Annotated in this window: 23 protein-coding genes; 11 read left to right on the plus strand and 12 right to left on the minus strand. The window is 56.2% G+C overall.

The genetic code is table 11. The features are described from left to right. Positions 1-76: 76 nt before the first annotated feature. Positions 77-991 carry a LysR family transcriptional regulator gene (locus ACTJJA_RS07390; RefSeq protein WP_440667145.1) on the plus strand — a complete coding sequence of 305 codons (915 nt, stop codon included), beginning with the start codon at positions 77-79 and terminating at the stop codon, positions 989-991. 304 nt (positions 992-1,295) lie between these two features. Continuing rightward, positions 1,296-2,792 (plus strand): L-asparagine permease, encoded by a 1,497-nt coding sequence (ansP, locus tag ACTJJA_RS07395; RefSeq protein ID WP_010431489.1) that lies wholly within the window; start codon positions 1,296-1,298, stop codon positions 2,790-2,792. Positions 2,793-2,884: 92 nt separating this feature from the next. Here ansP and yncE read toward each other — a convergent pair whose 3' ends face one another. Then, positions 2,885-3,946, minus strand: a complete 1,062-nt coding sequence (gene yncE / locus ACTJJA_RS07400) for a 7-bladed beta-propeller protein YncE (protein ID WP_440667147.1) — start codon at positions 3,944-3,946, stop codon at positions 2,885-2,887. A 242-nt stretch (positions 3,947-4,188) separates the two neighbouring features. Between yncE and pqqU the strand changes: the two genes are divergently transcribed. Beyond that, complete coding sequence (gene pqqU / locus ACTJJA_RS07405; protein WP_440667149.1) at positions 4,189-6,303, plus strand: TonB-dependent receptor PqqU; 2,115 nt, start codon at positions 4,189-4,191, stop codon at positions 6,301-6,303. Positions 6,304-6,424: 121 nt separating this feature from the next. On the opposite strand, the gene ACTJJA_RS07410 is transcribed toward pqqU, so the two are convergent. From ACTJJA_RS07410 to ACTJJA_RS07420, 3 genes are all read right to left on the minus strand, one after another. After that, positions 6,425-7,093, minus strand: a complete 669-nt coding sequence (locus tag ACTJJA_RS07410; RefSeq protein WP_440667150.1) for a GntR family transcriptional regulator — start codon at positions 7,091-7,093, stop codon at positions 6,425-6,427. A 252-nt stretch (positions 7,094-7,345) separates the two neighbouring features. After that, the gene (locus ACTJJA_RS07415; RefSeq protein ID WP_440667152.1) at positions 7,346-8,386 is read right to left on the minus strand and encodes an NADP-dependent oxidoreductase; all 1,041 of its coding nucleotides are present in this window, start codon (positions 8,384-8,386) and stop codon (positions 7,346-7,348) included. Positions 8,387-8,452: 66 nt separating this feature from the next. Then, a complete protein-coding gene (locus ACTJJA_RS07420) occupies positions 8,453-9,028 on the minus strand; it encodes a helix-turn-helix domain-containing protein (protein WP_089600100.1) in 576 nt (191 codons plus the stop codon). Positions 9,029-9,189: 161 nt separating this feature from the next. On the opposite strand from ACTJJA_RS07420, the gene ACTJJA_RS07425 reads away from it, so the two are divergent. After that, a complete protein-coding gene (locus ACTJJA_RS07425; protein WP_440667154.1) occupies positions 9,190-9,708 on the plus strand; it encodes an N-acetyltransferase family protein in 519 nt (172 codons plus the stop codon). After that, positions 9,705-10,154, plus strand: a complete 450-nt coding sequence (locus ACTJJA_RS07430; protein WP_042716194.1) for a DMT family transporter — start codon at positions 9,705-9,707, stop codon at positions 10,152-10,154. Before ACTJJA_RS07425 ends, ACTJJA_RS07430 begins: the two co-directional genes overlap by 4 nt. Positions 10,155-10,157: 3 nt before the next feature. On the opposite strand, the gene ACTJJA_RS07435 is transcribed toward ACTJJA_RS07430, so the two are convergent. Then, the gene (locus ACTJJA_RS07435; RefSeq protein WP_010431507.1) at positions 10,158-10,391 is read right to left on the minus strand and encodes a YdcY family protein; all 234 of its coding nucleotides are present in this window, start codon (positions 10,389-10,391) and stop codon (positions 10,158-10,160) included. Positions 10,392-10,486: 95 nt separating this feature from the next. Continuing rightward, positions 10,487-12,085, minus strand: a complete 1,599-nt coding sequence (locus tag ACTJJA_RS07440; RefSeq protein ID WP_440667157.1) for an ABC transporter substrate-binding protein — start codon at positions 12,083-12,085, stop codon at positions 10,487-10,489. A 280-nt stretch (positions 12,086-12,365) separates the two neighbouring features. On the opposite strand from ACTJJA_RS07440, the gene ACTJJA_RS07445 reads away from it, so the two are divergent. Genes ACTJJA_RS07445 through ACTJJA_RS07455 form a run of 3 tightly spaced genes read left to right on the plus strand, consistent with a single transcriptional unit; the run spans position 12,366 to position 18,857 of the window. Then, positions 12,366-13,700, plus strand: coding sequence for an SrfA family protein (locus ACTJJA_RS07445; RefSeq protein ID WP_440667159.1), 1,335 nt, complete (start codon positions 12,366-12,368; stop codon positions 13,698-13,700). A 4-nt stretch (positions 13,701-13,704) separates the two neighbouring features. Further along, on the plus strand, positions 13,705-16,686 hold the full coding sequence (locus ACTJJA_RS07450) for a virulence factor SrfB (RefSeq protein WP_440667161.1): 2,982 nt from the start codon (positions 13,705-13,707) through the stop codon (positions 16,684-16,686). Then, positions 16,683-18,857, plus strand: a complete 2,175-nt coding sequence (locus ACTJJA_RS07455; RefSeq protein WP_440667163.1) for a virulence factor SrfC family protein — start codon at positions 16,683-16,685, stop codon at positions 18,855-18,857. The genes ACTJJA_RS07450 and ACTJJA_RS07455 overlap by 4 nt, the downstream gene beginning before the upstream one ends. A gap of 97 nt (positions 18,858-18,954) precedes the next feature. Here the strand turns inward: ACTJJA_RS07455 and ACTJJA_RS07460 are convergent, their stop codons facing one another. Then, positions 18,955-19,710, minus strand: coding sequence for an alpha/beta fold hydrolase (locus tag ACTJJA_RS07460; RefSeq protein WP_440667165.1), 756 nt, complete (start codon positions 19,708-19,710; stop codon positions 18,955-18,957). 86 nt (positions 19,711-19,796) lie between these two features. After that, complete coding sequence (locus ACTJJA_RS07465; RefSeq protein WP_042716204.1) at positions 19,797-19,970, minus strand: GhoT/OrtT family toxin; 174 nt, start codon at positions 19,968-19,970, stop codon at positions 19,797-19,799. 244 nt (positions 19,971-20,214) lie between these two features. On the opposite strand from ACTJJA_RS07465, the gene ACTJJA_RS07470 reads away from it, so the two are divergent. The 3 genes from ACTJJA_RS07470 to ACTJJA_RS07480 are packed head-to-tail and all read left to right on the plus strand — an operon-like array spanning position 20,215 to position 21,109. Continuing rightward, a complete protein-coding gene (locus ACTJJA_RS07470) occupies positions 20,215-20,541 on the plus strand; it encodes a DUF1971 domain-containing protein (RefSeq protein ID WP_108417515.1) in 327 nt (108 codons plus the stop codon). A 27-nt stretch (positions 20,542-20,568) separates the two neighbouring features. Next, complete coding sequence (locus tag ACTJJA_RS07475) at positions 20,569-20,922, plus strand: DUF1971 domain-containing protein (protein WP_212474002.1); 354 nt, start codon at positions 20,569-20,571, stop codon at positions 20,920-20,922. Between the two features lie 4 nt (positions 20,923-20,926). Next, positions 20,927-21,109 (plus strand): DUF1869 domain-containing protein, encoded by a 183-nt coding sequence (locus ACTJJA_RS07480; protein ID WP_010431529.1) that lies wholly within the window; start codon positions 20,927-20,929, stop codon positions 21,107-21,109. Positions 21,110-21,147: 38 nt separating this feature from the next. On the opposite strand, the gene patD is transcribed toward ACTJJA_RS07480, so the two are convergent. The 4 genes from patD to ACTJJA_RS07500 are packed head-to-tail and all read right to left on the minus strand — an operon-like array spanning position 21,148 to position 25,352. After that, positions 21,148-22,572 carry an aminobutyraldehyde dehydrogenase gene (patD, locus tag ACTJJA_RS07485; protein WP_440667168.1) on the minus strand — a complete coding sequence of 475 codons (1,425 nt, stop codon included), beginning with the start codon at positions 22,570-22,572 and terminating at the stop codon, positions 21,148-21,150. 24 nt (positions 22,573-22,596) lie between these two features. Then, complete coding sequence (locus ACTJJA_RS07490; protein ID WP_440667170.1) at positions 22,597-23,403, minus strand: ABC transporter permease; 807 nt, start codon at positions 23,401-23,403, stop codon at positions 22,597-22,599. Beyond that, positions 23,393-24,331, minus strand: a complete 939-nt coding sequence (locus tag ACTJJA_RS07495) for an ABC transporter permease (RefSeq protein WP_374040842.1) — start codon at positions 24,329-24,331, stop codon at positions 23,393-23,395. Before ACTJJA_RS07495 ends, ACTJJA_RS07490 begins: the two co-directional genes overlap by 11 nt. 7 nt (positions 24,332-24,338) lie before the next feature. Then, positions 24,339-25,352 (minus strand): ABC transporter ATP-binding protein, encoded by a 1,014-nt coding sequence (locus ACTJJA_RS07500; RefSeq protein ID WP_440667172.1) that lies wholly within the window; start codon positions 25,350-25,352, stop codon positions 24,339-24,341. Between the last annotated feature and the right edge of the window lie 17 nt (positions 25,353-25,369).

The raw sequence follows: 25,369 nt of genomic DNA on the forward strand, positions 1-25,369 counted from the left end.
CAAAGCCATCCGCAGCATTAGAGTGCATAATCAGAACGGAAACATGAACTGAATTCATAAATGAGGGCTAGCCGCCATGTTAAAAGACAATTTCAACGATCTGCTCTCGTTTATGGTCGTCACCCGCGAGCGCAGCTTTACACGAGCCGCGGCACAGCTGGGCGTCTCGCAGTCGGCACTGAGCCATGCGATGCGCAATCTTGAAGCGCGTCTGGACGTTCGCCTGCTGACCCGAACTACCCGTAGCGTGGCTCCTACCGAGGCCGGCGAGCAGCTTTTTATCCGCTTACGTCCCCACCTGATGGAGATCGAACAGGAGCTAACGGCGCTGCGCGATACGCGTGACAGGCCTGCGGGGAATATCCGTATTACCGCGGGTGAACATGCTATGGAGAGCGTCCTTTGGCCGGTGTTGAAACCCTTTATGGCGCAATACCCGGATATTAACGTTGAAGTGACGGTGGATAACGGCCTGACCGATATTGTTGATGGGCGTTTCGACGCGGGTGTGCGCCTGGGTGAACAGGTGGCGAAAGATATGGTGGCGGTGAGGATCGCGCCGGACATGCGCATGGCCGTCGTCGCGTCCGAAGATTATCTGGAGCGCTTTGGCGTGCCGGAAACACCGGAGCAGCTTGCGACGCACCGCTGCATCAATATGCGCCTGCCCACTCTTGGGGGATTATATGCCTGGGAATTTGAACGAGACGGGCGCGGTTTTAGCGTGCGAGTTGAAGGACAGCTTACGTTGAACAGCCTGCCGCAGCGTATCGATGCCGCCGAGAACGGTCTCGGTTTGGCCTACGTGCCGGAAACGTCGGTCAGTAAGGCCGTATCGGAAGGACGGTTAGTTCAGGTCCTCGACGCCTGGTGTCCGACATTTGAAGGATATCACCTGTATTATCCCAGTCGTCGCCAGCACGCGCACGCTTTCAAGCTGCTGCTGGATGCCCTGCGTCAGCCGTCATCGATACCCACAGGTAATTATTAAGCAAACCTGATGATTAAAGCACCGCTTCAACGCGCGTTTTGTCTAAAAACTCGCCACGTTTCAGCGCGTTGTGATCCCCGTCTGCTCTGACCACACGATTTCCTTCGACGTGCATCACTTTCGGCACGGTTATATTTTGCGTCGCTTATCAATTGCGGGTAGGATGCCACGCCATGTTTCGCCTTATCCATACACAGAATGACTGGAAAGGCAGCATGTGTTTGCGCAGAAGCAATCGTTTGTATTGCGTTCTGCCAGGCAGGACTATCACGATAATGGTTCAGACAGGCAAACAGGTAACTCAATGAAAACAAGCAATAAAAGCGCAGCCGATCATCACGCTGCGAAACGTCGCTGGTTGAACTCCCACGAAGAGGGCTACCACAAAGCGATGGGCAACCGTCAGGTTCAAATGATCGCCATCGGCGGCGCTATCGGTACAGGTCTGTTTTTAGGTGCTGGCGCACGTCTGCAAATGGCGGGCCCCGCACTTGCACTGGTCTATCTGGTGTGCGGGATCTTCTCGTTCTTCATCCTTCGTGCCCTGGGCGAACTGGTACTGCACCGCCCGTCCAGCGGCAGTTTTGTCTCCTACGCTCGCGAGTTCCTCGGTGAAAAAGCCGCCTACGTGGCAGGCTGGATGTACTTCGTCAACTGGGCGATGACCGGTATCGTCGACATCACCGCCGTTGCGCTGTACATGCACTACTGGGGCGCGTTTGGCGATGTGCCGCAGTGGGTCTTTGCGCTTGGCGCGCTGGCGATTGTCGGCACTATGAACATGATCGGCGTGAAGTGGTTCGCCGAGATGGAGTTCTGGTTTGCGCTGGTAAAAGTGCTGGCCATCGTGGTGTTCCTGGTGGTCGGTACGGTGTTCCTCGGCAGCGGTAAACCGCTGGACGGCAATGCCACCGGCTTCCACCTGATAACTGATAACGGCGGCTTCTTCCCCCACGGCCTGCTGCCTGCGCTGGTGCTGGTTCAGGGCGTGGTGTTTGCTTTTGCTTCCATTGAGCTCGTCGGTACCGCGGCGGGTGAATGTAAAGATCCGCAGACGATGGTGCCAAAAGCCATCAACAGCGTGATCTGGCGTATCGGCCTGTTCTACGTCGGCTCCGTGGTGCTGCTGGTTCTGCTGCTGCCGTGGAACGCTTATCAGGCAGGCCAGAGTCCGTTCGTGACCTTCTTCTCTAAGCTGGGCGTCCCTTATGTGGGCAGCATCATGAACATCGTGGTACTGACCGCGGCGCTCTCCAGCCTGAACTCTGGCCTGTATTCCACTGGCCGTATTCTGCGCTCCATGTCGATGGGCGGTTCCGCGCCGAAGTTCATGTCGAAGATGAGCAAGCAGCAGGTTCCTTATGCGGGGATTCTGGCGACGCTGGTGGTTTACGTCTTTGGCGTGTTCCTGAACTATCTGGTGCCGTCCCGCGTATTTGAGATCGTGCTGAACGTAGCCGCGCTGGGGATTATCGCCTCCTGGGCCTTTATTGTGGTCTGCCAGATGCGTCTGCGCAAAGCGATCAAAGAAGGCAAAGCGGCTGATGTGAGCTTCAAGATGCCGGGCGCACCGGTGACCTCCTGGCTCACCCTGCTGTTCCTGTTCAGCGTGCTGGTGCTGATGGCGTTTGACTACCCGAACGGTACTTACACCATCGCGACGATCCCGCTGCTGGCGGTTCTGCTGATTGCTGGCTGGTTCGGCGTGCGTAAGCGCGTTCACGAGATCCACAGCACCGCGCCGGTTCATCACGACGATGAAAAGCACGACGCACCGCTGGTGGAAGAAACCTCGCGTTAATAAAAAAGCCGGGTGGCGACTTCGCCTTACCCGGCCTACATATCAAGAATTTGTAGGCCCGGTAAGCGCAGCGCCACCGGGCAATTTCCCCATCAGAGTGCAATACGAATCACATCATCAGGCTGGGTTGCTTCCTGCTGACGGGTCGACTTCTGTTTCACCGTCACATACAGCGTTTTACCATCGGCAGAGAGTGCCAGGCTGTTCGGGTAAACCGGCGTATCGAACGTTTTGGTTAGCTTGTAGGTTTTCGCGTCAATCACACTCACCTTGCCCGCTTCGCGGTGCGTCACGTAGACTTCATTGCGCGTTGGGTTAAACAGGACGGCCAGTGATTCAGGCGCGGCGATCTTCTCCATTACGCTGCCGTCTTTCAGGCTCACCACCAGCACTTCCGGCTGTTTTGAATCGGTCAGGAACGCACGCTGACCGGCGGTGTCCAGGCTCAGGTTAAGGTAGAAATGCTCTTTACCGTCGTCCTGCACTTTTTTACGGCTGATGATTTTGTGGGTGGCAGTGTCAATCGTCAGCAGTTCGCCGTCCGCATTCGTGGTGTAGAGACGTTTCGCCTGCGCATCCAGCGCCAGGCCGGTGCTGTAGGTACCGGTATTAGCGATGGTGTCCTTCAGCTTCAGAGTTGCGCCGTCCACGACCCAAATCACGCTCTCTTTGCCTACCCCGGTGATGTAAACGGTGTTGCTCGCGTCGTCCGCCACCAGCTGGCGCGGCTGCAACGGTTTGACCGTCTCGCTGCGTTTACGATCGTCGAGCACCAGACGCCCTTTCACGTCCCCCGTTTTGGCATCAATAGCCGTCACCGCACCGTTGATGGTGTTACCCAACCACAGCGTCTGGGTGGCGTTATCGAAGGTTGCCCCGAACGGTTTGAGATCGCTATGGATCGCTTGTGTCACGTCCAGCGTGACCGGGTCAAGGCGATAAACGACGCCGCCTTTATCGGTCTTACGGCTTTGTGATGTCGCCACCCACAGCGCGTTCTCCTGCTGGCTCAACGCCATCTCATAAGCCCCTTTGCCGACCGCTTTACGCAGCATCTCTTCTGCAGCATGAACCTGGAACGTACCGGCGAATAATAATGAGCCTAACAGCAGAGAACCGCGCAGGCGCGGCGAGCACAGATGACGTAAAGACATAACAATTCCTTTTTTGAAGAATAAGTGTACTGCTGACATCGCTTCCAACCGGCAGCGTCATCGCGCCGCCTTTATGATAATGAGAATAGTAATCATTAATTCTACAAATGTGGAGTTTTTCTTCCCTTCTCGCCTTTCATTAACGCAATGTGCGGTTATAGTTTTCAAAACATTTACAAAAGATTTAACATGTATGCACATGTTCCATTTGGTTCGTTTCTTCTCCTTAACTGGTTTACTTCATGAAAATCATTATTGCCCGTAAGGCAACTCTCCCGCTGCTGCTGGTTCCTGTTATCCTGGCGCCCCTTGAGGCGATAGGCGCGGATGAGCAGACCATGATCGTCAGCGCCACGCCGCAGACCGTCTCTGAACTGGATACGCCTGCGGCGGTCAGCGTGGTCAATGGCGACGATATGCGTCAGGCAGCGCCACGGATTAACCTGTCTGAATCTCTCGGTAGCGTGCCGGGGCTGCAAATTCAGAATCGCCAGAACTATGCGCAGGATCTGCAGATTTCAATGCGTGGCTTTGGCGCCCGCTCTACCTTCGGCGTGCGCGGTATTCGGATGTACGTGGACGGTATTCCCGCCACCATGCCGGACGGACAGGGCCAGACCTCGAACATCGATCTCACCAGCGTGGATAGCGTGGAAGTGCTGCGCGGCCCCTTCTCTGCCCTTTACGGCAACGCCTCTGGTGGCGTCATTAACATTAATACGCAGACCGGCCAGCAGCCGCCGACCATTGAGGCCAGCAGCTATTACGGCAGTTACGGCACCTGGCGTTACGGCATGAAAGCCACCGGTGCGATGGGCGACGGTACGCATGCGGGCGATGTGGATTACACCGTTTCGACCACCCGCTTCACCACCCATGGCTATCGCGACCACAGCGGCGCGCGCAAGAATCTCGCCAACGCGAAGCTGGGCGTGCGTATTGATGACGTAAGCAAGCTGACGCTGATTTTCAACAGCGTGGACATGAAAGCCAACGATCCGGGCGGTCTTGATTATCAGGAATGGCGTGACAACCCGCGTCAGTCACCGCGCGGCGACCAGTACAACACCCGCAAAACCATCAAGCAGACCCAGGCCGGGCTGCGCTATGACCGTCAGCTGAGCGAGCAGGACGATCTCAGCGTGATGATGTACGCCGGTGAGCGTGAAATGACGCAGTATCAATCCATTCCGTATCAGCCGCAGTTGAGACCAACCCATTCCGGCGGCGTGATTGATATGCAGCGTCACTATCAGGGCGTCGATACCCGCTGGACGCATCGGGGCGAGCTGCTGGTTCCGGTCACCTTTACTACCGGGCTGAACTACGAAAATCTGAGTGAAGATCGTCGCGGGTACGAGAACTTTGTCATGAACAACGGCGTGCCGGATTACGGTGTAAAAGGCGATAAGCGTCGTGACGAACGTAACCTGATGTGGAACCTTGACCCTTACCTGCAAACCAGCTGGCAGTTAACGCAAAAACTCTCTGTCGATGCGGGTGTGCGTTACAGCTCCGTCTGGTTTGATTCCAACGACCATTACGTTACGTCCGCCAACGGCGATGACAGCGGCGAGGCGAGCTACCATAAATGGCTCCCGGCGGGCTCGGTGAAATACGCCGTGACCGACGCGTGGAATCTCTATGCCGCCGCAGGACGTGGATTTGAAACGCCGACCATCAATGAACTCTCCTATCGTCCTGATAACCAGGGCGGGCTGAACATTGGCCTGAAGCCGTCCACCAACAACACCTATGAAGTGGGCAGCAAAACCCGTATCGGCAATGGCCTGCTGACGGCAGCGCTGTTCCGCACCGATACGGATGACGAGATTGTGGTGGATTCCAGCTCCGGAGGCCGAACCAGCTATAAAAATGCCGGTAAAACCCGCCGTCAGGGTGTGGAAGTTTCCCTCGACCAGCAGTTTGCGGAAAACTGGAAGCTGAAAATGGCGTGGACCTACCTTGATGCCACCTACCGTACCAACGTATGCGGGGATGATAACTGCAACGGCAACCGTATGCCGGGTATTGCCCGCAACATGGGCTTCGCATCGTTTGGCTGGCAGCCAGAAGAAGGCTGGTATGCAGGGACAGACGTGCGCTACATGAGCGACATCATGGCCGACGACGAAAACACGGCCAAAGCGCCGTCTTATACGGTTGTCGGACTCAATACCGGGTATAAATTCAATTACGGCAACTGGGGAATGGATCTCTTTGGCCGCGTCGATAACCTGTTCGATAAAGAGTACGCGGGCTCAGTGATTGTCAACGAGTCCAACGGGCGTTATTACGAACCTGCTCCGGGCCGCAACTACGGCGTAGGACTGTCGGTCTCTTATCGCTTCGAGTAAGGATACGCGACGCCCCTCTTCTCTTTTTTATATTTTAACTCCTGTTGGCTAATTGCCAGCAGGAGTTATTCATAAAAAGAATAAATGGATGCGGTAAATAGTCGCGCGCTAAAATAATCTCTCAGTTGAAATATTGCCGCTGTAGCAGATCGTTTGCTTCATCAATCAGCTTATCTATTGCTTTCTTACTCCCTTCAACATCCCTTCTTTCCAGAGCAGAAAGTAAATCTGCGTAATGATAGGTTGATGCCCTGATATCATTCAGCTCCCGGTGGAGATAGTTAATACAGGGACCAATGCGCACCCACAGCTGCTCGATGAGCGCGCTGAGCGTCGGCATCTCCGCGTACTGATACAGCGTAAAGCGGAAAACACGGTTTGCGTATAACGCCTGCTGGACGTTGCCGTTAGACATGGCGTCATGAAAGGCCTCAGACAGCTTGTGCAGCGTTTCCAGCTTGCTCTCCGTCATGTGCTGACAGGCAGCCGCTACCGCCATTGGCTCCAGCTGTTTTCTGATGGCGTTTATTTCGTTATAGCGTTCTAACGTTACCTCAGGCACCAAGAAGGCCTGCGCAGGCGTGGCGTGCAGCGCCCCCGCCGATACCAGACGTAAAAGCGCCTCGCGAACCGGGGTGATACTGGTGCCTAATTTATCGGCGATCTCTTTCGTAATCAGTCGAGCGCCAGGTTTAAGTGAGCCTGTAATTAACGCCCCTTTTAAACTGATCTCAACTTGCATGGTTAGACTGACTCTTTGCGCTTTTTCTAAATGATCCAAATCAAGCATGTTCAATTCCTGTAGCTAATACTTAACGCTATTTTTAAGCGTCGCTTTTTATAACGACGCTGGTTCGATATATCCTGTATCGTCATGCCTGGTGGTGGGAAATGCGTATAAACGCAAAAAAAATACATACACTCTGTTTTTATCGCGCTCTGGCCTTCTATGCTGATGACGCTGGCGCGGTGCCGATATAATTAAAGACAATATATCGTATCTTCACAAATAAATATGGCGGGTTTCCCGCCATATTTTCGTTTATTTATGGTCCGCCGCGACGCGAATCACGACTTTGCCGAAGTTTTTGCCTTCAAGCAGCCCAATCAACGCCTCGGGTGCGTTTTCGAGTCCGTCAGTAACCTGTTCGCGATAATGGATTTTACCTTCCTGTACCCAACGCCCCATCTCGTCCTGGAACTCTTTAATACGGTGTCCGTAGTCCTGGCCGATGATAAAGCCCTGCATGCGAATGCGTTTCTTCAGCAGGGTTGCCATCAACAGCGGCAAACGATCCGGGCCGTCCGGCAGGCGGGTTGCATTGTAGCCGCTGACCAGCCCACATACCGGCACGCGCGCGGCGGTATTCAGTAGCGGCAGTACGGCATCAAAGACTTTCCCGCCAACGTTTTCATAATAAACATCTATTCCCTGCGGGCAGGCTGCTGCCAGCTGCGCGTCAAAATCCGCAGCATGGTGATCCAGGCACTGGTCGAATCCCAATACCTCGACAGCATGGCGGCATTTTTCAGCACCACCCGCGATACCGACAACCCGGCAGCCTTTAATCTTGCCAATTTGCCCGACCGTTGCCCCAACCGGCCCGGTCGCCGCAGCCACCACCAGCGTTTCACCGGCTTTTGGCTGACCGATATCCAGCAGGCCCATATAGGCGGTAAAGCCCGGCATCCCGAGCACGCCAAGCGCCCATGAAGGGTGCGAAGGGTTTTCCCCCAGCTTGACCAGGCCGCTGCCGTCCGAGAGTTCATACTCCTGCCAGCCGCTATAGCCCAGCACCCATTCACCCGGTTTGAAATCCGGGTGGTTCGACTGCTCAACCCGGCTTACCGTACCGCCCACCATAACCGCGCCAATCTCAACGGGCGGAGAATAGGAAGGCGCATCGCTCATGCGACCGCGCATATACGGGTCCAGCGAGAGCCACACCGTGCGTAATAGCACTTGTCCCTCTGTCAGAGCGGGCAGCGGCTGTTCTTCTAAACGGAAGTTATTCGCCACTGGCGCACCGTGTGGGCGCGAGGCCAAAAGCCAGCGTCGGTTTCGCGTGGAAGATTGACTCATAAATCACTCCTTTCTCGTGCAAATGTCTTTTGAGACTAGTCCCTTATCTGGCATGACGCTTTGACATTACGAGCCAGACTGATTGAGGCGAACAACCAGATAAATGCAGGCTTCATCGGTCTCATTAATAAACCGACAGTCATTGGGCGGCCCCAGTTCGAGACAATCTCCGGCCTTCATTTCATGCCGGGTATCCCCTTCCTGAAACACCAGCTCGCCAGACTGCAGCCAGATCAGCTGACGTGCCAGCGCGTAAGATGATGCAGGCATCGGCACATCGCTGCCGGGGGGAAGTTCCACCTGCACGAGATCGATAGGCAAATCGGTGCGCGGCGACACATGACGCCGCACGTAATGCGTTTGCGGATCGCGCCAGACCGGTTGATTCGCCAGGCGCAGGAGTTTGCCCTCCTGCATTTCTGCCCGCGCGATTAACGTAGACATGCTGATGCCAAAGGCACCCGATAACCGGGCAAGCAGCGTCGCCGTAGGGCTACTGTCCCCACGCTCTATCTTATGGATCATCGCGCGCGATACGCCTGCCCGTTCGGCCAGCTCGCTCAGGGACCAGCCTCGCGACTCGCGTTCGATACGAATACGCGCGCTAATCCGTTGATTCATATTGTCTGTCATAGTATTCATCACGTCATACTATAGTGTATGAACAGCATTTCAATGCATTTCAAGGGCAGTTTTTATAACAAAAAAATAGGGTTTATACCGTAGCCGTAAGACGGCACTTTTGCGTACTATTGTGACATCATCGTACCACTATAGTGAACAACTCAGCCTGAGGGTTAATCATGATCGTTCGTCATGCCAGTAAAGAAGATTGCGCCGCTATCGGTGAAATATATAACCACGCGGTTCTGCATACGGCCGCCATCTGGAACGATAAAACGGTGGATACCGATAATCGAATAGCGTGGTTTGAAGCGCGCACGCTGGTGGGTTATCCCGTGCTGGTCAGCGAAGACGATGGCGTGGTAACGGGATATGCCTCCTTCGGCGACTGGCGGGCGTTCGACGGTTTTCGCCACACCGTTGAGCACTCCGTCTACGTACATCCGGACCACCAGGGTAGAGGCATCGGGCGGTTGTTGATGAAGGCATTGATTATTGAAGCGCGAAAAATTGGCAAACACGTCATGGTGGCGGGGATCGAAGCGCAAAACCATACCTCCATTCATCTTCATGAGTCGCTGGGGTTTGTCACCACGGGACAGATGCCGCAGGTGGGGACCAAGTTTGGTCGATGGCTGAATTTAACCTTCATGCAGCTGCAGCTTGACGAGCGCAGCGAACCGGATGCACTCCCATGAATCAATCGCTCACGCTGGCGTTCCTGGTTGCCGCGGGTATTGGGCTGGTGGTGCAAAACACGCTCATGGTGCGCATCACTCAAAGCTCGTCCACCATTCTCATCGCCATGCTGTTGAACTCGCTGGTTGGCATTGTGCTGTTTGTCAGCATTTTGTTGATTAAGCAGGGGTTCACCGGCTTTCATGAACTGGCGTCAACGGTTCGCTGGTGGACGTTGATCCCGGGCCTGCTGGGTTCGTTTTTTGTCTTTGCCAGCATTAGCGGGTATCAGAATGTGGGGGCGGCAACCACCATTGCGGTGCTGGTGGCAAGCCAGCTGATTGGTGGGCTGGTGCTGGACGTGCTGAGAAGCCACGGCATTCCACTGCGCGCGCTGGTCGGCCCGGTGTGTGGCGCGGTGATGCTGGTGGTGGGCGCCTGGCTGGTGGCCCGACGCCAGTTTTGATCGTTACAGTATGGTGCCGCCTTTAGTTAGCTGTTCCTCACGCGCATCCATCTCTTCTTTGTGCTGCTTACCGTGGTGTGAAATCGCGGTGCGCAGGCGCTGCTGCTGGGTATAGCGGTCTTCCCGGCTCAGCTCTGCATCATCGCTGAGTTCAATCAGCAGTTCGTTCATGTGGGTAATCACGCTCTCTTTGATGGCGGCATCCACACGGGCTGTTACGTCGTTTAAATGTGACATTGTCACTCCTTGTTATTGCCGGATGGCGGCTACGCCTTACCCGGCCTACGTTAGACCTGTAGGCCCGGTAAGCGCAGCGCCACCGGGCAACATTGTCAATTCAGCTTCGCTTTGGAGAAATCGCTGCCCATCAGGCTCACGCTGTAACCCGTCACGTTGCTTCGGGTCGCGTAGAAGGTTTTGCCGTTCGCGAGGGCAATCCACGGTGCCTGCTGGTAGAAAATCTCCTGCGCCTGGCCGTAGAGTTTCGCACGCTCGGTCGGGTTGCTGGTCAGCTTCGCTTTATTCACCAGAGCGTCATAACCCTTGTCGCACCAGCGTGCGGCGTTGGATCCGGTTTTGATGCTGTCACAGCCCAGCAGCACGTCGGCGAAGTTATCCGGGTCGCCGTTGTCGGACATCCAGCCAAACAGCGCGGAGTCGTGTTCGCCCTTACGCATGCCGGAGAGATACTCGCCCCACTCGTAAGAGACAATTTTCGCCTTCACGCCCACTTTCGCCCAGTCGGCCTGAATCATCTCAGCGATACGACGCGAGTTCGGGTTATACGGACGCTGAACCGGCATTGACCACAGAGTCACTTCTGCGCCCTTCTCCAGTCCGGCCTGTTTCAGCAATGCTTTCGCTTTTTCAGGATCGTAGCTGTAATCCTTCAGATCTTTGTTGAAGCCCAGCATATTTGGCGGGATCGGCGATTTTGCCACCGTACCCGAGCCCATAAACACCGCGTTCACGATCGCCTTTTTGTCGGTCGCATAGTTCAGCGCCTGACGCACCAGCACGTTATCGAACGGTTTTTTCTCAGTGTTGAACGCCAGATAGCCGACGTTAAGCGCGTCGATCGAATGCAGCGTCAGGTCTTTGTTTTTCTTAATGACGTCAAACTGAACCGGCGACGGCGCAGGGATAATCTGGCATTCGTTGGTCTGAAGTTTCGCCAGACGGGTTTCTACGTTTGGCGTGATAGAGAAGATCAGGTGTTTGGTCGGGACCGCGCCGTCCCAGTAGTTCGGGTTTGCGACGTAGCGGATAAGCGAGTCCACCTTATACTGCTGAAGCACGTAAGGCCCGGTGCCGATTGGCCACGTGTCGACGTTCTCAGGCGTGCCCTTTTTCAGCATCGCATCGGCATATTCAGCGGACAGGATAGAGGCAAAATCCATCCCCCAGTCGGCCAGAAACGCGGCGTTCGGTTCGCTAAGCGTAAACTGGACGTGGTAATCGTCGACCTTTTTCACGTCCTGAATCAGCTTATCCAGCCCCACGTCGTTGAAGTATTCGTAATTGCCCTGCGAGACGTTGTGATACGGATGCTTAGGGTCTTTCTGACGCAAGACCGAGAAAATAACGTCTTCGGCGTTAAAGTCACGGGTCGGCTTGAAGAATTTATTACTATTAAACTTCACCCCTTTGCGCAGGGTGAAGGTATAGGTTTTGCCGTCCGGCGAAATGGTCCATGACTCCGCCAGCGACGGAACGGGGGTGTTTTTCACCGGGTCAAAATTGATCAGGCGGTTATACAGTACCTGAGAGCTGGCGACAAAAGACGGACCCGAACTGGCGATTTGCGGGTTAAACGACTCGGGTGAAGCCTCGGAGCAGTAAATAATGGTATCGGTGTTTGCCGCCCATGCGGCCCCTGCCGGTAAAAGCGTGCTCAACGCGAGAGCAAGCAGTGTTTTCCCTGTAGACATGGTTATAACCCTTTCAGTTTTATTATTGTGAACAGTAATAACAGCACAGCGGTTTTGACCTGACAAATAACGAAACACTATCAGGTTATTCTAAAGCAGAGTTTATTGCTGCTTTTCCACTCAAGAAAAAAGGCGATTTGCCTTAAGTACCATTATTCGTCAAGCACAACCGTCGCGATCAATGCCGTAAGAAATCGGCCCTTTTGGCGTCTCCTCAGCCGTTTGTTTGCGTCCCGGTTTCGTTAAAGTAACGGTGTGAAGAAGTCTATGGGAACAAATCGTGGCAAAAACACTTTTACGCAGCGGTAATCTGGATGATTTTCAGGCCGTTGGCGGCGGCGGACAGGCCGTTTTTGAATCAGCGTTGCAAATCCGTGAAGCGCTTCGGCTGCGCAAACAGCAGGCGATTGTCGACTGCCTGGCCATTCCTCAGGTAAACGATGGCGGCGATCGCGTAGACTGGTATTCCCCCGTTGACGGAACGGTTTCCAGCTGGAAAGCCGCAGAGGAAGATGAGCGTTACCGCGCCCTGCGCTACCTGGAGAACACCCTGACCAGCGTGGAATCGCTGAGTAAAAAGTGTCTGCAGTCACCGAAAACCGCGCAACAGCTGTTTGGTTCCCTGCTGTCAAAAACCTTCCAGTTCCCCGGCGAAAACTTCCTCTATCTGGTCGATGGCAAACCGGTGATCTGCTTCTGGGGCTTTGTGAACCTTAACGAAAACGCCCGTGACGACGTGCTTGATTGCCTGAGGGAATCGCTGATCCCGGAACCTGCGCCCGTAGTCATTGACGATCCCGAGCCAGAGCCCGAGCCCACGCCGGTGATTACTTTTGAACAAGCCGATGAGCCGCTCGTGACGCCCGCGACCAGCGTGCGCATCACCGAGGACGAACTGTACGAGCCGGAACCGCCTCGCGTGATTGTTCCGCTTGTAGCAGAAGATCCGGTCCCCGAAATTGTGCCGAAAAAGCGCCGCGTCCCCCTGTGGTCATTGCCCGTCGCAGCAGTGATTGTTGCGGCAATTGCGACCCCATTACTCTGGCCAAAACAGGCCCCCTCTGCTGAACCTGTCGCCTTGCCGGCAGCACCTGTTGCCATTGCGCCAAAACCCATTAAGCCGGTGGAACAGCTTGCCATGAACCTGCCTCTGCACCAGGCCGAAGTGCTGGAGCCGAAGGTACAAGCGCCCGTCGCAAAACCAGAGCCTGTCGTGATTGCCGCGATCCCGAAAGATGCCATGGTGATGGAGGCAAACCAGGTCAAAGCAGGCTCGACACGGTTCCTGAACGGAACCTGGCGCGCCCTTCTCGACGTGAAAGATCCGGTCACCGGCAAGCCGCCGTCACTGCGCTACCAAATACAGAATAATAAAGGCACCGCGCGCGTGGTTCACGGCGACAACATCGTATGCCGCGTCGAGGTGTTTTCCGGGCTGCACAGCAACGGTGAATTACTGATTAAAACGCGCGGCAACGCCCGCTGCACGGACGGCTCACGCTATCCCATGCCTGAAGTCGCCTGTAAAGCAGGCACCAGCGATGTGGCGGAATGTAGCGCACGTTATGATGCCAACACCGTCGTTCCACTGACGTTCAAGAAAGCAGGTGCGTGATCCTATGCTGGTAACTCTTTGCGACTATAAACAGAGCGTCACGCTCATTGCTAACAGCGGCGTACAGTTCCTTGATTTTGGCCTGACCCCGCAGGACACCGCCAGCAATGGCCGTTTCGTGCGTAAAACGGCAAATGGCCCGCTGCTGCGCCTTGATTTCGACCTGGTGAACGGCCGTTACACGCTCCCGGCGAACGGCGGCAGCCAGCCGGAGGTGGTGAAGCCGGAAAGCACCATTCCACTGCATCAATCTCTGACGGTACTGGACGGCGTCTGGCTCCCGCTACCGTTCCTGCGCTTTAATCCTCCGCGCACCTTCGTTGATGGCCCGGACAACTGGGCTCGCGTGCAGGTGCGTAAACTGGATACCCCGGATGCGGCAGGCAATACGCATCGCGTGACCCTCGCGCTCGACAGCCAGATTGCAGAACACGCCACTTCCGCGCTGTCGCCTGTCGAAAACGACATTCTGAACGGCACCCGTTTCGCCCTCGCCTGGCGCGATGAGGAAGTGGAGAACTTCCTCGATCAGACCTGGATTGACGGCTGGCTGCGCGAAGCCTTTACCCAGTTTGCGGACGGTGTTGAAAAACGCTCTGAGCGCGAGTTGTACCAGGCAATGCGCAGCTTTGAATATCAGGCGCACTGGCTCAATCTCCTGTCGATGCTCGGCGAGCAGTTGACCGTGCCTGAAGTGAAATTTGTCACCCACACGCTCAGCACCCCTGCCATTCCGGTCGACCTGATCCTCGACGTGGGCAACACCCACACCTGCGGCGTCATTATTGAAGATCATGGCGATGCGAACGATGGGCTGCGCCAGACCGCCGAGCTGCAGGTTCGCTCGCTAAGCGAGCCGCAGTTCCTGAATGAGCCGCTCTTCACCAGCCGCCTGGAGTTCTCCGAAGCGCGTTTCGGCAAGCAGCACTTCTCCGTGGAAAGCGGCCGTGAAGATGCCTTCGTCTGGCCGTCAATCGTGCGCGTGGGAGACGAAGCGCGCAAACTGGCGATGCAGCGCCTGGGTACCGAAGGTAACAGCGGTATCTCCAGCCCGCGTCGCTACCTGTGGGACGAAACCCCGGTGGTTCAGGACTGGCGCTTCAGCCAGATGAACAGCAAAACCCAGCGTGAACCGCTGGCGACCGCGTTCCCGCTGATGAACCTGATGAACGATGACGGTGAGCCGCTCTTCACTCTGCCCCAGGATGAACGTCTGCCGGTATTTTCCCCGCAGTACAGCCGCAGCACGTTAATGACCCATATGCTCTGCGAGCTGCTGGCACAGGCGCTGGGGCAGATCAACAGCGTCGCCACGCGCTTGCGCCTGGGCTTCCCGGCGTCTCCGCGTCAGCTGCGCACGCTCATTCTTACCCTGCCCTCGGCCATGCCGAAACAGGAGCGTGAGATTTTCCGTCGTCGCATGTTTGAAGCCATTGCTATCGTCTGGAAAGCGATGGGCTGGCACCCGCAGGATGAAGATTTTGCCAGCCGCAAACAGCAGGAAAAAAGCGTGGTGCCGGTACCTGAAATTCAGATGGAATGGGACGAAGCCAGCTGCGGCCAGCTGGTCTGGCTGTATAACGAAGCCATCTCCCATTTCGGCGGCCAGACGGAAGCGTTCTTCGCTTCCCTCGCCCGTCCGGATCGTGAGCCTGAACCGGGCGTTCAACCCGGACGTTCACTGCGCGTGGCCTCCATTGATATTGGCGGCGGTACGACGGATATGGCGATTACGCACTATCAGTTAGACGACGGTTCTGGTAACAACGTCAAAATTACCCCGCAACTGCTGTTCCGCGAAGGGTTTAAGGTCGCCGGAGACGACACGCTGCTGGACGTGATCCAGCGCTATGTGCTGCCTGCGCTGCAAACCCAGCTGCAGAAATCCGGGATTGCGGACGCTTCCCTGCTGATGGCGTCGCTGTTCGGCGATTCCGGACGCATTGACACGCAGGCCGTGCTGCGCCAGCAAACGGCGCTCCAGCTGTTTATGCCGATTGGACATGCGATCCTCGCCGCGTGGGAATCCAGCGACATTGACGATCCGCTGGCCGGACTGCATGCCACCTTCGGCGATCTCCTTGCGCAAAAACCGACGCGCAACGTCCTGAACTATCTGCAGCAGGCGATCGACCATGCGCTGCCCGCAGGGTCAGAAGCGTTCGATCTCTTTGCCGTTCCGCTGCACGTTAATTTCCGCGAGATGCAGGATGCGATGCTGGCCGGACAGTTCACGCTGGCGTCTCCCCTTCATGCGGTGTGCGAAGCCATTTCCCATTACAGCTGCGATATTTTGCTGATCACGGGTCGTCCGGGCTGCCTGCCGGGTGTTCAGGCGCTCATTCGCCACCTGCAGCCGGTGCCGGTCAACCGCATCGTCTGGCTGGACAAGTATCAGGTGCATGAATGGTATCCGTTCAGCCAGCAGGGGCGTATCGGCAATCCGAAATCAACCGCCGCCGTCGGCGCGATGCTGTGCAGCCTGGCGCTGGATCTTCGCCTGCCGCGCTTCAACTTTAAGGCAGCCGACATTGGCGCATACTCGACGGTTCGCTACCTGGGCGTGCTGGATAACACCATCAATACCCTGCGCGAAGAGAACGTCTGGTACCAGGATATCGATCTCGATAAGCCGGGCGCGAAGCTGGATGCCCGGCTCCATTTCCCGCTACGCGGGAACGTCACGCTCGGCTTCCGTCAGCTTGCAAACGCCCGCTGGCCAGCGACGCCGCTGTATACCCTGAGCATTAACTCTGCTGAACTGGCAAAAGCCATTGCAGGCGACGGCGTGCTGAACGTTCGCCTGAAACTGCGCGGCGGCAGCAAGCACGAAGGGCCGGAGTCCTTCGAGCTCAGCGACGCCTGGCTGCAGGACGGCACGCCGGTTCCCCCGGACGCACTGACCTTTAAACTGAATACCCTGGCCGATCGCCGACACAGCGGCAGCCACTACTGGATTGACAGCGGGAGCGTATACCTGAAATGACTGTGACGACTGCCACCACTCAGGCCTTAATCGGGTGGATTAACGACACGCGCCTGCACGCTCCCATGCTGGATAACGATGCTGATGCCCTGCTGTCACGGGTCACGTCCGCCCAGGCGCGTGAGCAGGCCATTGACCGTGCCCTCCTGAGCCAGAGCAGCATCGGGCTGTACGGCCATTCCCAGGCGGCGAAATCGCATTTACTCACGTCATTGTGCGGCAGCGGTAATGGTCGTCTCAACGTGTCACCCGGCCAGCGCACGTTCGACTATTTTTCACATATCAATCCCGGCCATGCGGCAACGAATATGGCCATTCGTTTTACCCGCGAACAGCGGGATATTGCCGATGAGGCGTTTCCGCTGCGTCTGCGACTGGTGACCGAAGCCGAACTGGTCCAGCTGTTTATTGCTCGCATCACCCTGCACCCGCAGATCCGCCCGGTGGATAAATCCGTGATTGAAACGCGGCTGGAGAAGTGGCGCGCCTTGCGTCAACCGCAGGGCGTTCCGGGGATCACCGCGCAGGAAGTGGGTGCAATCGCCCGTTTCTGGCAGAGCACGGTTCCCGGCGGGAAACAGCACATGGACGATGCCCTGTGGCACCAGTTCGCGCTGCTGATCCCCTCGCTCGATCTCAGCACGCGCGCCAGCGTCTGGTCACTGCTGTGGGGAGAACAACAGGAGTTAACCCAACAGTGGCTTAAGCTCGCCCACGTTCTGCATCAAACCAGCCATGCCACGCTGCTTGCGGCACCCCTTAGCCTGCTGGTGGATAATTTTGGTCTGCCAAGTGAAGGTTTCCTGACTCACGGGGCGTTAACCGCGCCGGAGGCGCAAGAAGCGCTGCTGCACCCGATCAGCGACGGTGACGTGCTAAATGCCATCAGCATTCCCGTTGATATCCTCGCCTTCCTGACCCGTGAGCTGGTGCTGCCGGTAGAGGGATGCGTAATTGATAATGTTGATATTATTGATATTCCTGCGCTGTCTGACGACGGAGCTTCGTTGATGACGCAGGCCAAATGCCTGTGGCTGCTGGAACATTATCGTCAGCAGCTACAGCCCGATGTACTGGTTATCTGTAACGCCACCGCACATCATCAGCAGACGGCTAAAGCTGCGCGAACCCTTCAGAACTGGGTCAAAGAGACGCAGCCTGCGGAAGAATCCGCTCTCCCGGGTCTCGTGTGGGCAATTACGCCACACGACGCGCGTTTTACGACGAAACAGAATCTGGATGAAGCCGTCCAGCACCTGCTGGGCCAGCCGGGTCTGCGCTGGGGTACGCTGCAGGCGCTGGACAGCCACAGCATGCAGCGCATGATTGAGTGGCTTTCTCAGGCCACGCTGCCGTCTCAGCGTCACAAGCGGCTCCATAAGCTTAAAACGCTTTTACAGCAGGATCTGGCGACGCTCATGCAACCTTACCTTGCCCCCGTCACTCAGGATGCAGGGGAAAGACGTTCTCAGGCCGAAAATATGGTGAGAATGCTGCAAAGCAGCGCCGCACGCCACGGTGAACTGCTTGAAGGGCTTTTACCACCGCTCAAAGCCTTTGAAACGCTGCTGGCAGTCCAGCAGCCGCGCGAGGAGCAGGTCAACGGGTTGTTCACCGACGTGATTGACCTGTTCGCGGAAAATACGCAGGAAAGCACCGGTACCGTTCAGACCAAAGATAAAGCACGCCTCGCGCACAAGGTGTGGATTAACCATCTGCGTCAATGGAGCCGCAACGATGCTGCCGCCGCCCGGTTAGGCCTTGAACCGGCGGTTTTACAGCAGGTTGCCGATGTACTTGTCGTCGCCAGTTATCGTCTGGATTTACCTCAGCAACTGCAGCGGATCGTTGAGACGGATAAAAGTAGCGCCGCGCAACTGCATGCGGTGATGGGCAATTTCATTGGCTGGCTGGGTTACGACAACATGCCGGTTACTGGGCGTCCTGCAAGCCGCATCCGTAAAGGCAAGGCAATCTTTGTTACGCCCATCGTGAGCAGTGCCACCCCGCGTCTCGCACGTCTGGGCGAGCAACCCGTCCATGCCGCAACGGCATATGTGTACGACTGGCTGGTTGCGCTTTATACCCGCGCGATAGAGAACATTGATTACCAGCACCCGCATGATGTCCAGCCTGGCGCGCGTCAGGCCTTACAGGCATTATTGCGCTGAACGCTGATTAACAATGTAGCCGCCTTTCTTGCCGGGTGGCGCTGCGCTTACCCGGCCTACATCCTGATATTTTGGCCCGCAGCAGTGCGGGCCATTATCACACCACCATACACCCGGCTAGCGTCTTCGCCAGTGCAGAGGGATTTTCCCAAGACATTGAGTGCCCTGCCGCAGGGATGATTTTCACCTCAACTCCCTTCTGCTTCAGATTCTCCACATCGCCATCAGGAAGCGACAGCTCGCCGAAAATCAACGTCACTGGGCAAGGGAGTGACAGGAACTGCTCCTCCCATTCTGGCTCAACGCCTTCCACCAGACTCGATGCACCGCGCCAGACGGCATAAGGCGCATTGCTTTTCAGGCAACCCACCCACGCCGTCGTTTCCGCGCTCACCATGGCGTCATAACCCTGCGTCAGAAACTGTTGCTCGGTTTGTGCGGCAATTGACCGGCTGAACATTCCCCCACCGGCATGAAAATTGGGTTCTGAGACCATCAGCCCCTTCACGCGCCCCGCCAGCAGCCCCGCCGTTTCGATAGCAATGCTGCCGCCCATGCTGTGGCCGTATAACCAGAAGGCATCCAGTTTAAGGTGATCAATCAGTTCCGCCACAACGTGCGCCTGGTCGGTAGTTTTATAGCTGTAGTGCTCAGGCTTATCGCTGTAGCCGCTGCCGGGCAAATCGATGAGAATCGCTCTGCGCGCGCCAAACAGCGGGTCATGAACGACACGGGGATATTCATAGGAAGAGGCGCAGCCCAGCCCGTGAATGAACACCACGGGATCGCTGGTGCCGGGCAAGTCATGCCAGCGCACGGTGCAACCGGCCTGCTGCGAGTAAAAACTGTTCATAAGCACTCCTTTTACGATTCACTGTGTATTTATACAGTTATCGTATCTGGAATGCCATATTCATCTTTTAAAAATGGAAGCGTGCTTCAGAAAAGCGAGATTAGCAGCGCAACGGGAAAGCTCATTGGCCACGTCGAGCCCACCAGAAAAGCGCTGAGCAGGCGGATACGTTTGCGGTCTTTGGAGAGGAACCAGGTAATTAATGCGCAGAGGGAAGCCATGATTGCGTAAAAAACCAACATCTTTTGATACAACGTCATTCTGTACACCAGAGCCGAAAAAATAACCGCACGCAATATGCGTCATATGTTGATACAGATCAAGTTTTTTCGTTACAGAATAACCACTTAAAATTTATGGATAATAACAATTGAGTATCTTGCGTAACAAACAGGGAGAGCGGGCAATACTCCTTTTCTATAACACGCATCTAGAATGCACTTTTTGATAAGTCCTCTTTTTTTGAAAGGCGTCTAATAAAGGCAGACATTCATGGGAGGTCAAATGCTACGCATTCCGCAGAGTTGTATTCATACCCGTTCCACCCCTTTCTGGAATCGAGACACTGCCCCTGCCGGGATCTTTCAGCGTCATCTCGACACGGGTACCCGTCCGGGCGTTTATCCGCGCCTTTCCGTTATGCAAGGTGCCGTACGCTACTTAGGCTATGCCGATGAACTGACTCCCGAGCCTGACAGCACATTGATTATCAAGGCTGGGCACTTCGGTGTTTTTCCGCCGGAGAAATGGCATCACATCGAAGTCATGTCCGATGACACGTTGTTCAACATCGACTTTTTCGTTGAACCCGAGGTACTGAGGTCGCTTTAAGTGGCTTTCACTTAAGAGGAAATCATTATGCTACGTATTCCTGAGAATTTTGTTCATACCCGCTCCACGCCCTTCTGGGATAAAGACACCGCGCCAAAAGCCCTTTTCACTCATCATAATACTAAAGCCAGCGTCTACGGCCGTTTGTCCGTGATGCAGGGCGCGGTGCGCTATTTTGGCTTCCCGGATGCAGACGCAACAGAACCGGATTTGGAACAGGTGATCGAGGCGGGATCGTTTGGCATCTCACCGCCGGAGAAATGGCATCGCATTGAGTTATTGACCGACGATACCTATTTCAATATCGACTTTTTTGCCGATCCTGACGTTACGCTTCAGGGCGCAGGTATCGGGAAAGTTGTTAATACACATAAGGAGTAACGTCGTGAGTAAAGCAACGTACACCGTGACCGTGACCAACAACAGCAACGGCGTCTCGGTGGATTATGAAACTGACGCACCAATGGAGTTGCTCATCCCCGACGTCGCCGCAGACGTGGTGAAAGATTTGGTGAATACCGTCCGCGCTTACGATACGGAAAATGAGCACGAGGTATGTGGCTGGTAAATAAAACGCCCGGCGATACTGGCCGCCGGGCATGGTTTTTAGTGTTTTATCATCACATGCCGGACAACCGTATAATCCTCAAGCCCGTAGACCGACATATCTTTGCCGTAGCCGGATAATTTCATCCCCCCATGCGGCATTTCGCTCACCAGCATAAAATGGGTATTCACCCAGGTGCAGCCGTACTGCAGGCGCGCACTCAGACGATGAGCGCGGCCCACGTCTTTGGTCCAGACCGATGACGCCAGGCCATATTGCGAATCGTTGGCCCAGGCAAGTACCTGCGCTTCGTCGTCAAATTCCGTCACGCTGACGACCGGACCAAACACCTCGCGTTGAACAATTGCATCTTCTTGCTTTGCCCCGGCCAGCAGGGTTGGCTGGAAGTAGTAGCCCGCCCCCTCGTGTTTACTCCCGCCGGTCACCACGCGGATATGGCTCAGCGCTTTTGCCTCGTCAACCGCGTTGCACACGCGTGACAGGTGTGCGGCAGAGCTGAGTGGGCCAAGTTCTGTCGACTCATCCTCCGGCGCCCCCATTTTCAGGCTGGCGACGGCGGCCCCCAGCTTCTCAACCAGCGCGGCGTAAATGCCCTTCTGGGCATAGATACGGCAGGCAGCGGTGCAGTCTTGTCCGGCGTTGTAGAAACCGAACGTGCGCACGCCTTCCACCACGGCGTCCAGATCGGCATCGTCAAAAACAATCACCGGTGCTTTGCCGCCCAGCTCCATATGGGTACGCTTAATTGAGGAAGCCGTGTGGCTGATAATATGCTCGCCCGTGGCAATCGACCCGGTGAGTGAGACCATGCGGACTTTTTCATGCCCGGTGAGCGGGTCGCCGACGGTTTTACCGCGACCAAAGAGAACGTTAAGTACGCCTGCCGGGAAGATGTCTCTGGCCAGCTCGGCCAGCTTTAAGGCCGTCAACGGGGTAATTTCAGAAGGTTTGATCACCACGCAGTTACCTGCCGCCAGCGCGGGGGCCAGCTTCCAGGCAGCCATCATCAGCGGGTAGTTCCACGGCGCAATGGACGCGACGACGCCTACCGGATCGCGGCGGATCATTGACGTATGCCCTTCAAGATACTCGCCGGCGGCCAGTCCATTCAGGCAGCGCGCCGCGCCCGCAAAGAAGCGAAACACGTCGACCACCGCCGGGATTTCGTCCCCCAGCGCGCAGTGCAGAGGCTTTCCACAATTAAGGGATTCGAGCCGGGCGAACGCTTCAGCATGCGCTTCAATGGCATCAGCCAGCTTCAACAAACACTCGGCGCGGGTTTTAGGCGTCGTTTGCCCCCATTCCCCGAACGCGCGATCCGCAGCCTGAACGGCCGCATCGACCTGCGCAGCTGACGCTTCAGCAATATCCAGCAGTATGTCGCCGGTGGCAGGGTTATAGACCGGCTGCGTTTCCCCTTCACCGGCCACCAGTTCACCATTAATCAGCAGTAGTTTTTGCATAGCATTGTCCTGTTGAAATCAATGTTATTTCCCGCTTTCGGCACCGTTTTCGCCGTCGCGGGTTAGCCACCAGGCTCCCAGAATGGGGATGGTTGTCACCAGCATCACCAACAGTGCAACAACGTTGGTGACCGGTACGTCACGCGGACGACCGAGCTGGTTGAGCAACCACAGCGGTAACGTGCGCTCGTGTCCCGCCGTAAATGTCGTCACGATAATTTCGTCAAACGACAGCGCAAACGCCAGCATCCCTCCGGCCAGCAGCGCCGAGCCAAGGTTAGGCAGCACCACATAGCGAAAGGTTTGCCAGCCGTCTGCACCTAAATCCATCGACGCTTCCACCAGACTCCAGGACGTGCGCCGGAACCGGGCAATCACGTTGTTGAAAACCACCACCACGCAGAAGGTGGCGTGTCCTACAACGATGGTGAAAAATCCCGGCTCAAGGTTGATGGTTTTGAATGCCGTCAGCAGCGCCAGGCCGGTGATAATCCCCGGCAGGGCAATCGGCAACAGCAGCAGCAGAGAGATCGCGTTTTTACCAAAGAACTCGCTGCGCCACAGTGCCGCTGCAGCAAGCGTGCCAAGTACGAGTGCAATGCCGGTTGATAAGCTGGCGATTTTAAGTGACAACGTCACTGATTCGAGAATATCCCCACGCTCTGCCGCCACGCTGAACCACTTGAGCGTTAGCCCCTGCGGCGGGAAGCTGAAAGCCGCGTCCTCAGTATTGAACGCATAAATCGCGATAATCAGCAGCGGGAAGTGAAGGAAGATGACCCCGCCCCACGCGGCCACTTTCAGGAACAACGGTGCGAGATCAGAGTGCATCGAACGCTCCCAGGCGCTTCACGAACGCCAGATAAAGCGAGATCAGCACAATCGGAACCAGCGTGAATGCGGCAGCCATGGGCATATTCCCAATGGCCCCCTGCTGGGCGTAGACCATGTTTCCGATGAAATATCCCGGCGGCCCCACCAGCTGCGGCACGATAAAATCCCCGAGCGTCAGCGAGAAGGTAAATATTGATCCTGCCGCAATCCCCGGAATAGCCAGCGGCAGAACCACGTAGCGGAAGGTTTGGCGCGGACGCGCGCCCAGATCGGCAGACGCCTGTAGCAGAGAAGCGGGTAACCTCTCCAGCGCCGCCTGCACGGGTAGGATCATAAACGGCAGCCAGATATAGACGAAGACCAGAAAGCGGCCCAGCCCTGATGTCGACAATGTGTTACCGCCAATCGCCGGAAGCGTAAGCAGAGAAATCAGGAGCGGCTCAAGCCCCAAATGGCTGAGAAACCACTGTGCCACCCCATCTTTCGCCAGCAGCAGCGTCCAGGCGTAAGCCTTAACGATATAACTCGCCCACATGGGTAGCATCACCGCGATGTAGAAAAAGGCTTTCCACTTACCGCGGGTATAACGCGCCATATACCACGCCATCGGAAACGCGAGGATCGCACTGGCGACAGTGACCGCAAGAGCCATCACCAGCGTGCGCAAGATGATGTCGTAGTTCGCCGGGTTGAAAAGTGCCTGAATGTTCGCAAAGGTGAGATCGGGCGTCACCGACATGGTGAAGTCGTCGAACGTATAGAAACCCTGCCACAGCAGTGTCAGAAGCGAACCCAAATAGACGATGCCAAACCACATCAGCGGCGCGAGCAGGAGCAGGAACAGACCCAGCGAGGGTTTACGCCAGAACAAGGCGGTAATACGGCTTAACCTACCGTGCGGCGCGGGCGTGGGTGAAACGCTCATGTCCATTTCACCTCTCCTCATGAAGCAACACCATGGCCTCGCGTGACCACGAGGCCAGCACCTGCTGTCCGGGTGCAATCCCCGCCTGGAGCGCCCCTCCGGTAAGGTTCGCCTGGCTGACCAGCAGTTTCGCACCGTCAGCCAGACGCAGCTCGAAGCGCGTGGCCGCGCCCTGATACTGTACCGCCTGTACCACGCCCTGCACCTGAACGTCACCGCCCTCATTGAGACGAATATGTTCCGGGCGCAGCGAATACATCCCCTCCATCCCACAGACCTGACGGGCCAATGCAATATCAAAAACGTTAGAGGTGCCAACAAAACTGGCGACAAACGGCGTGCGAGGACGCATGTAAAGTTCGCGCGGGGTATCAACCTGCTCGATACGCCCGTTGTTGAAGACGGCCACCCGATCCGACATGGACAGGGCTTCTCCTTGATCGTGGGTGACGAAAATAAAGGTAATGCCCAGCTCCTGCTGAAGCTTTTTCAGCTCGAACTGCATTTGTTCGCGCAGTTTAAGATCGAGCGCGCCCAGCGGTTCGTCCAGCAGCAGCACGCGGGGTTCGTTCACCAGCGCGCGGGCAATCGCCACGCGCTGACGCTGGCCGCCGGAGAGCTGTGAAGGCTTACGCGCGACGGCAAAACTCAGACCGACCTTCTCCAGCGCCTGACCGGCCAGCGCGTAGCGTTTTTTCTTGTCGACACCTTTAACCATCAGCCCGTACGCCACGTTGTCGAGGATCGACATGTGCGGAAACAGCGCGTAGTCCTGAAATACGGTGTTGACGTCGCGCTCCCAGGGAGGCAATTCGCTGGCTTCTTTGCCGAAGATTTTTATCGCGCCGCCGCTCAACTGTTCAAAACCGGCAATCAGGCGCAGGCAGGTCGTTTTGCCGGAGCCCGAAGGCCCCAGCATGGAGAAAAACTCCCCGTCACGAATGCCAATAGTCACCCCATCCACCGCTCGTACGTCGCCGTACAGACGGGAGACGTCATTAAACTCTACTGCGTACGTCATGTTCTGCTCCCGGACGT

The sequence above is a fragment of the Enterobacter sp. 22452 genome (assembly GCF_052045065.1).
In the GTDB taxonomy this organism is placed as follows: Bacteria; Pseudomonadota; Gammaproteobacteria; order Enterobacterales; family Enterobacteriaceae; genus Enterobacter; species Enterobacter mori.

Bases quoted from the DNA above. Each gene is read 5' to 3' on its own strand.
- yncE (WP_440667147.1), bottom strand. From the start codon at position 3,946: ATGTCTTTACGTCATCTGTGCTCGCCGCGCCTGCGCGGTTCTCTGCTG.
- ACTJJA_RS07410 (WP_440667150.1), bottom strand. From the start codon at position 7,093: ATGCTTGATTTGGATCATTTAGAAAAAGCGCAAAGAGTCAGTCTAACC.
- ACTJJA_RS07430 (WP_042716194.1), top strand. From the start codon at position 9,705: ATGAATCAATCGCTCACGCTGGCGTTCCTGGTTGCCGCGGGTATTGGG.
- ACTJJA_RS07495 (WP_374040842.1), bottom strand. From the start codon at position 24,331: ATGAGCGTTTCACCCACGCCCGCGCCGCACGGTAGGTTAAGCCGTATT.
- ACTJJA_RS07440 (WP_440667157.1), bottom strand. From the start codon at position 12,085: ATGTCTACAGGGAAAACACTGCTTGCTCTCGCGTTGAGCACGCTTTTA.
- patD (WP_440667168.1), bottom strand. From the start codon at position 22,572: ATGCAAAAACTACTGCTGATTAATGGTGAACTGGTGGCCGGTGAAGGG.
- ACTJJA_RS07435 (WP_010431507.1), bottom strand. From the start codon at position 10,391: ATGTCACATTTAAACGACGTAACAGCCCGTGTGGATGCCGCCATCAAA.
- ACTJJA_RS07455 (WP_440667163.1), top strand. From the start codon at position 16,683: ATGACTGTGACGACTGCCACCACTCAGGCCTTAATCGGGTGGATTAAC.
- ACTJJA_RS07450 (WP_440667161.1), top strand. From the start codon at position 13,705: ATGCTGGTAACTCTTTGCGACTATAAACAGAGCGTCACGCTCATTGCT.
- pqqU (WP_440667149.1), top strand. From the start codon at position 4,189: ATGAAAATCATTATTGCCCGTAAGGCAACTCTCCCGCTGCTGCTGGTT.
- ACTJJA_RS07390 (WP_440667145.1), top strand. From the start codon at position 77: ATGTTAAAAGACAATTTCAACGATCTGCTCTCGTTTATGGTCGTCACC.
- ACTJJA_RS07460 (WP_440667165.1), bottom strand. From the start codon at position 19,710: ATGAACAGTTTTTACTCGCAGCAGGCCGGTTGCACCGTGCGCTGGCAT.
- ACTJJA_RS07415 (WP_440667152.1), bottom strand. From the start codon at position 8,386: ATGAGTCAATCTTCCACGCGAAACCGACGCTGGCTTTTGGCCTCGCGC.
- ACTJJA_RS07475 (WP_212474002.1), top strand. From the start codon at position 20,569: ATGCTACGTATTCCTGAGAATTTTGTTCATACCCGCTCCACGCCCTTC.
- ACTJJA_RS07425 (WP_440667154.1), top strand. From the start codon at position 9,190: ATGATCGTTCGTCATGCCAGTAAAGAAGATTGCGCCGCTATCGGTGAA.
- ACTJJA_RS07420 (WP_089600100.1), bottom strand. From the start codon at position 9,028: ATGAATACTATGACAGACAATATGAATCAACGGATTAGCGCGCGTATT.
- ansP (WP_010431489.1), top strand. From the start codon at position 1,296: ATGAAAACAAGCAATAAAAGCGCAGCCGATCATCACGCTGCGAAACGT.
- ACTJJA_RS07470 (WP_108417515.1), top strand. From the start codon at position 20,215: ATGCTACGCATTCCGCAGAGTTGTATTCATACCCGTTCCACCCCTTTC.
- ACTJJA_RS07500 (WP_440667172.1), bottom strand. From the start codon at position 25,352: ATGACGTACGCAGTAGAGTTTAATGACGTCTCCCGTCTGTACGGCGAC.
- ACTJJA_RS07465 (WP_042716204.1), bottom strand. From the start codon at position 19,970: ATGACGTTGTATCAAAAGATGTTGGTTTTTTACGCAATCATGGCTTCC.
- ACTJJA_RS07490 (WP_440667170.1), bottom strand. From the start codon at position 23,403: ATGCACTCTGATCTCGCACCGTTGTTCCTGAAAGTGGCCGCGTGGGGC.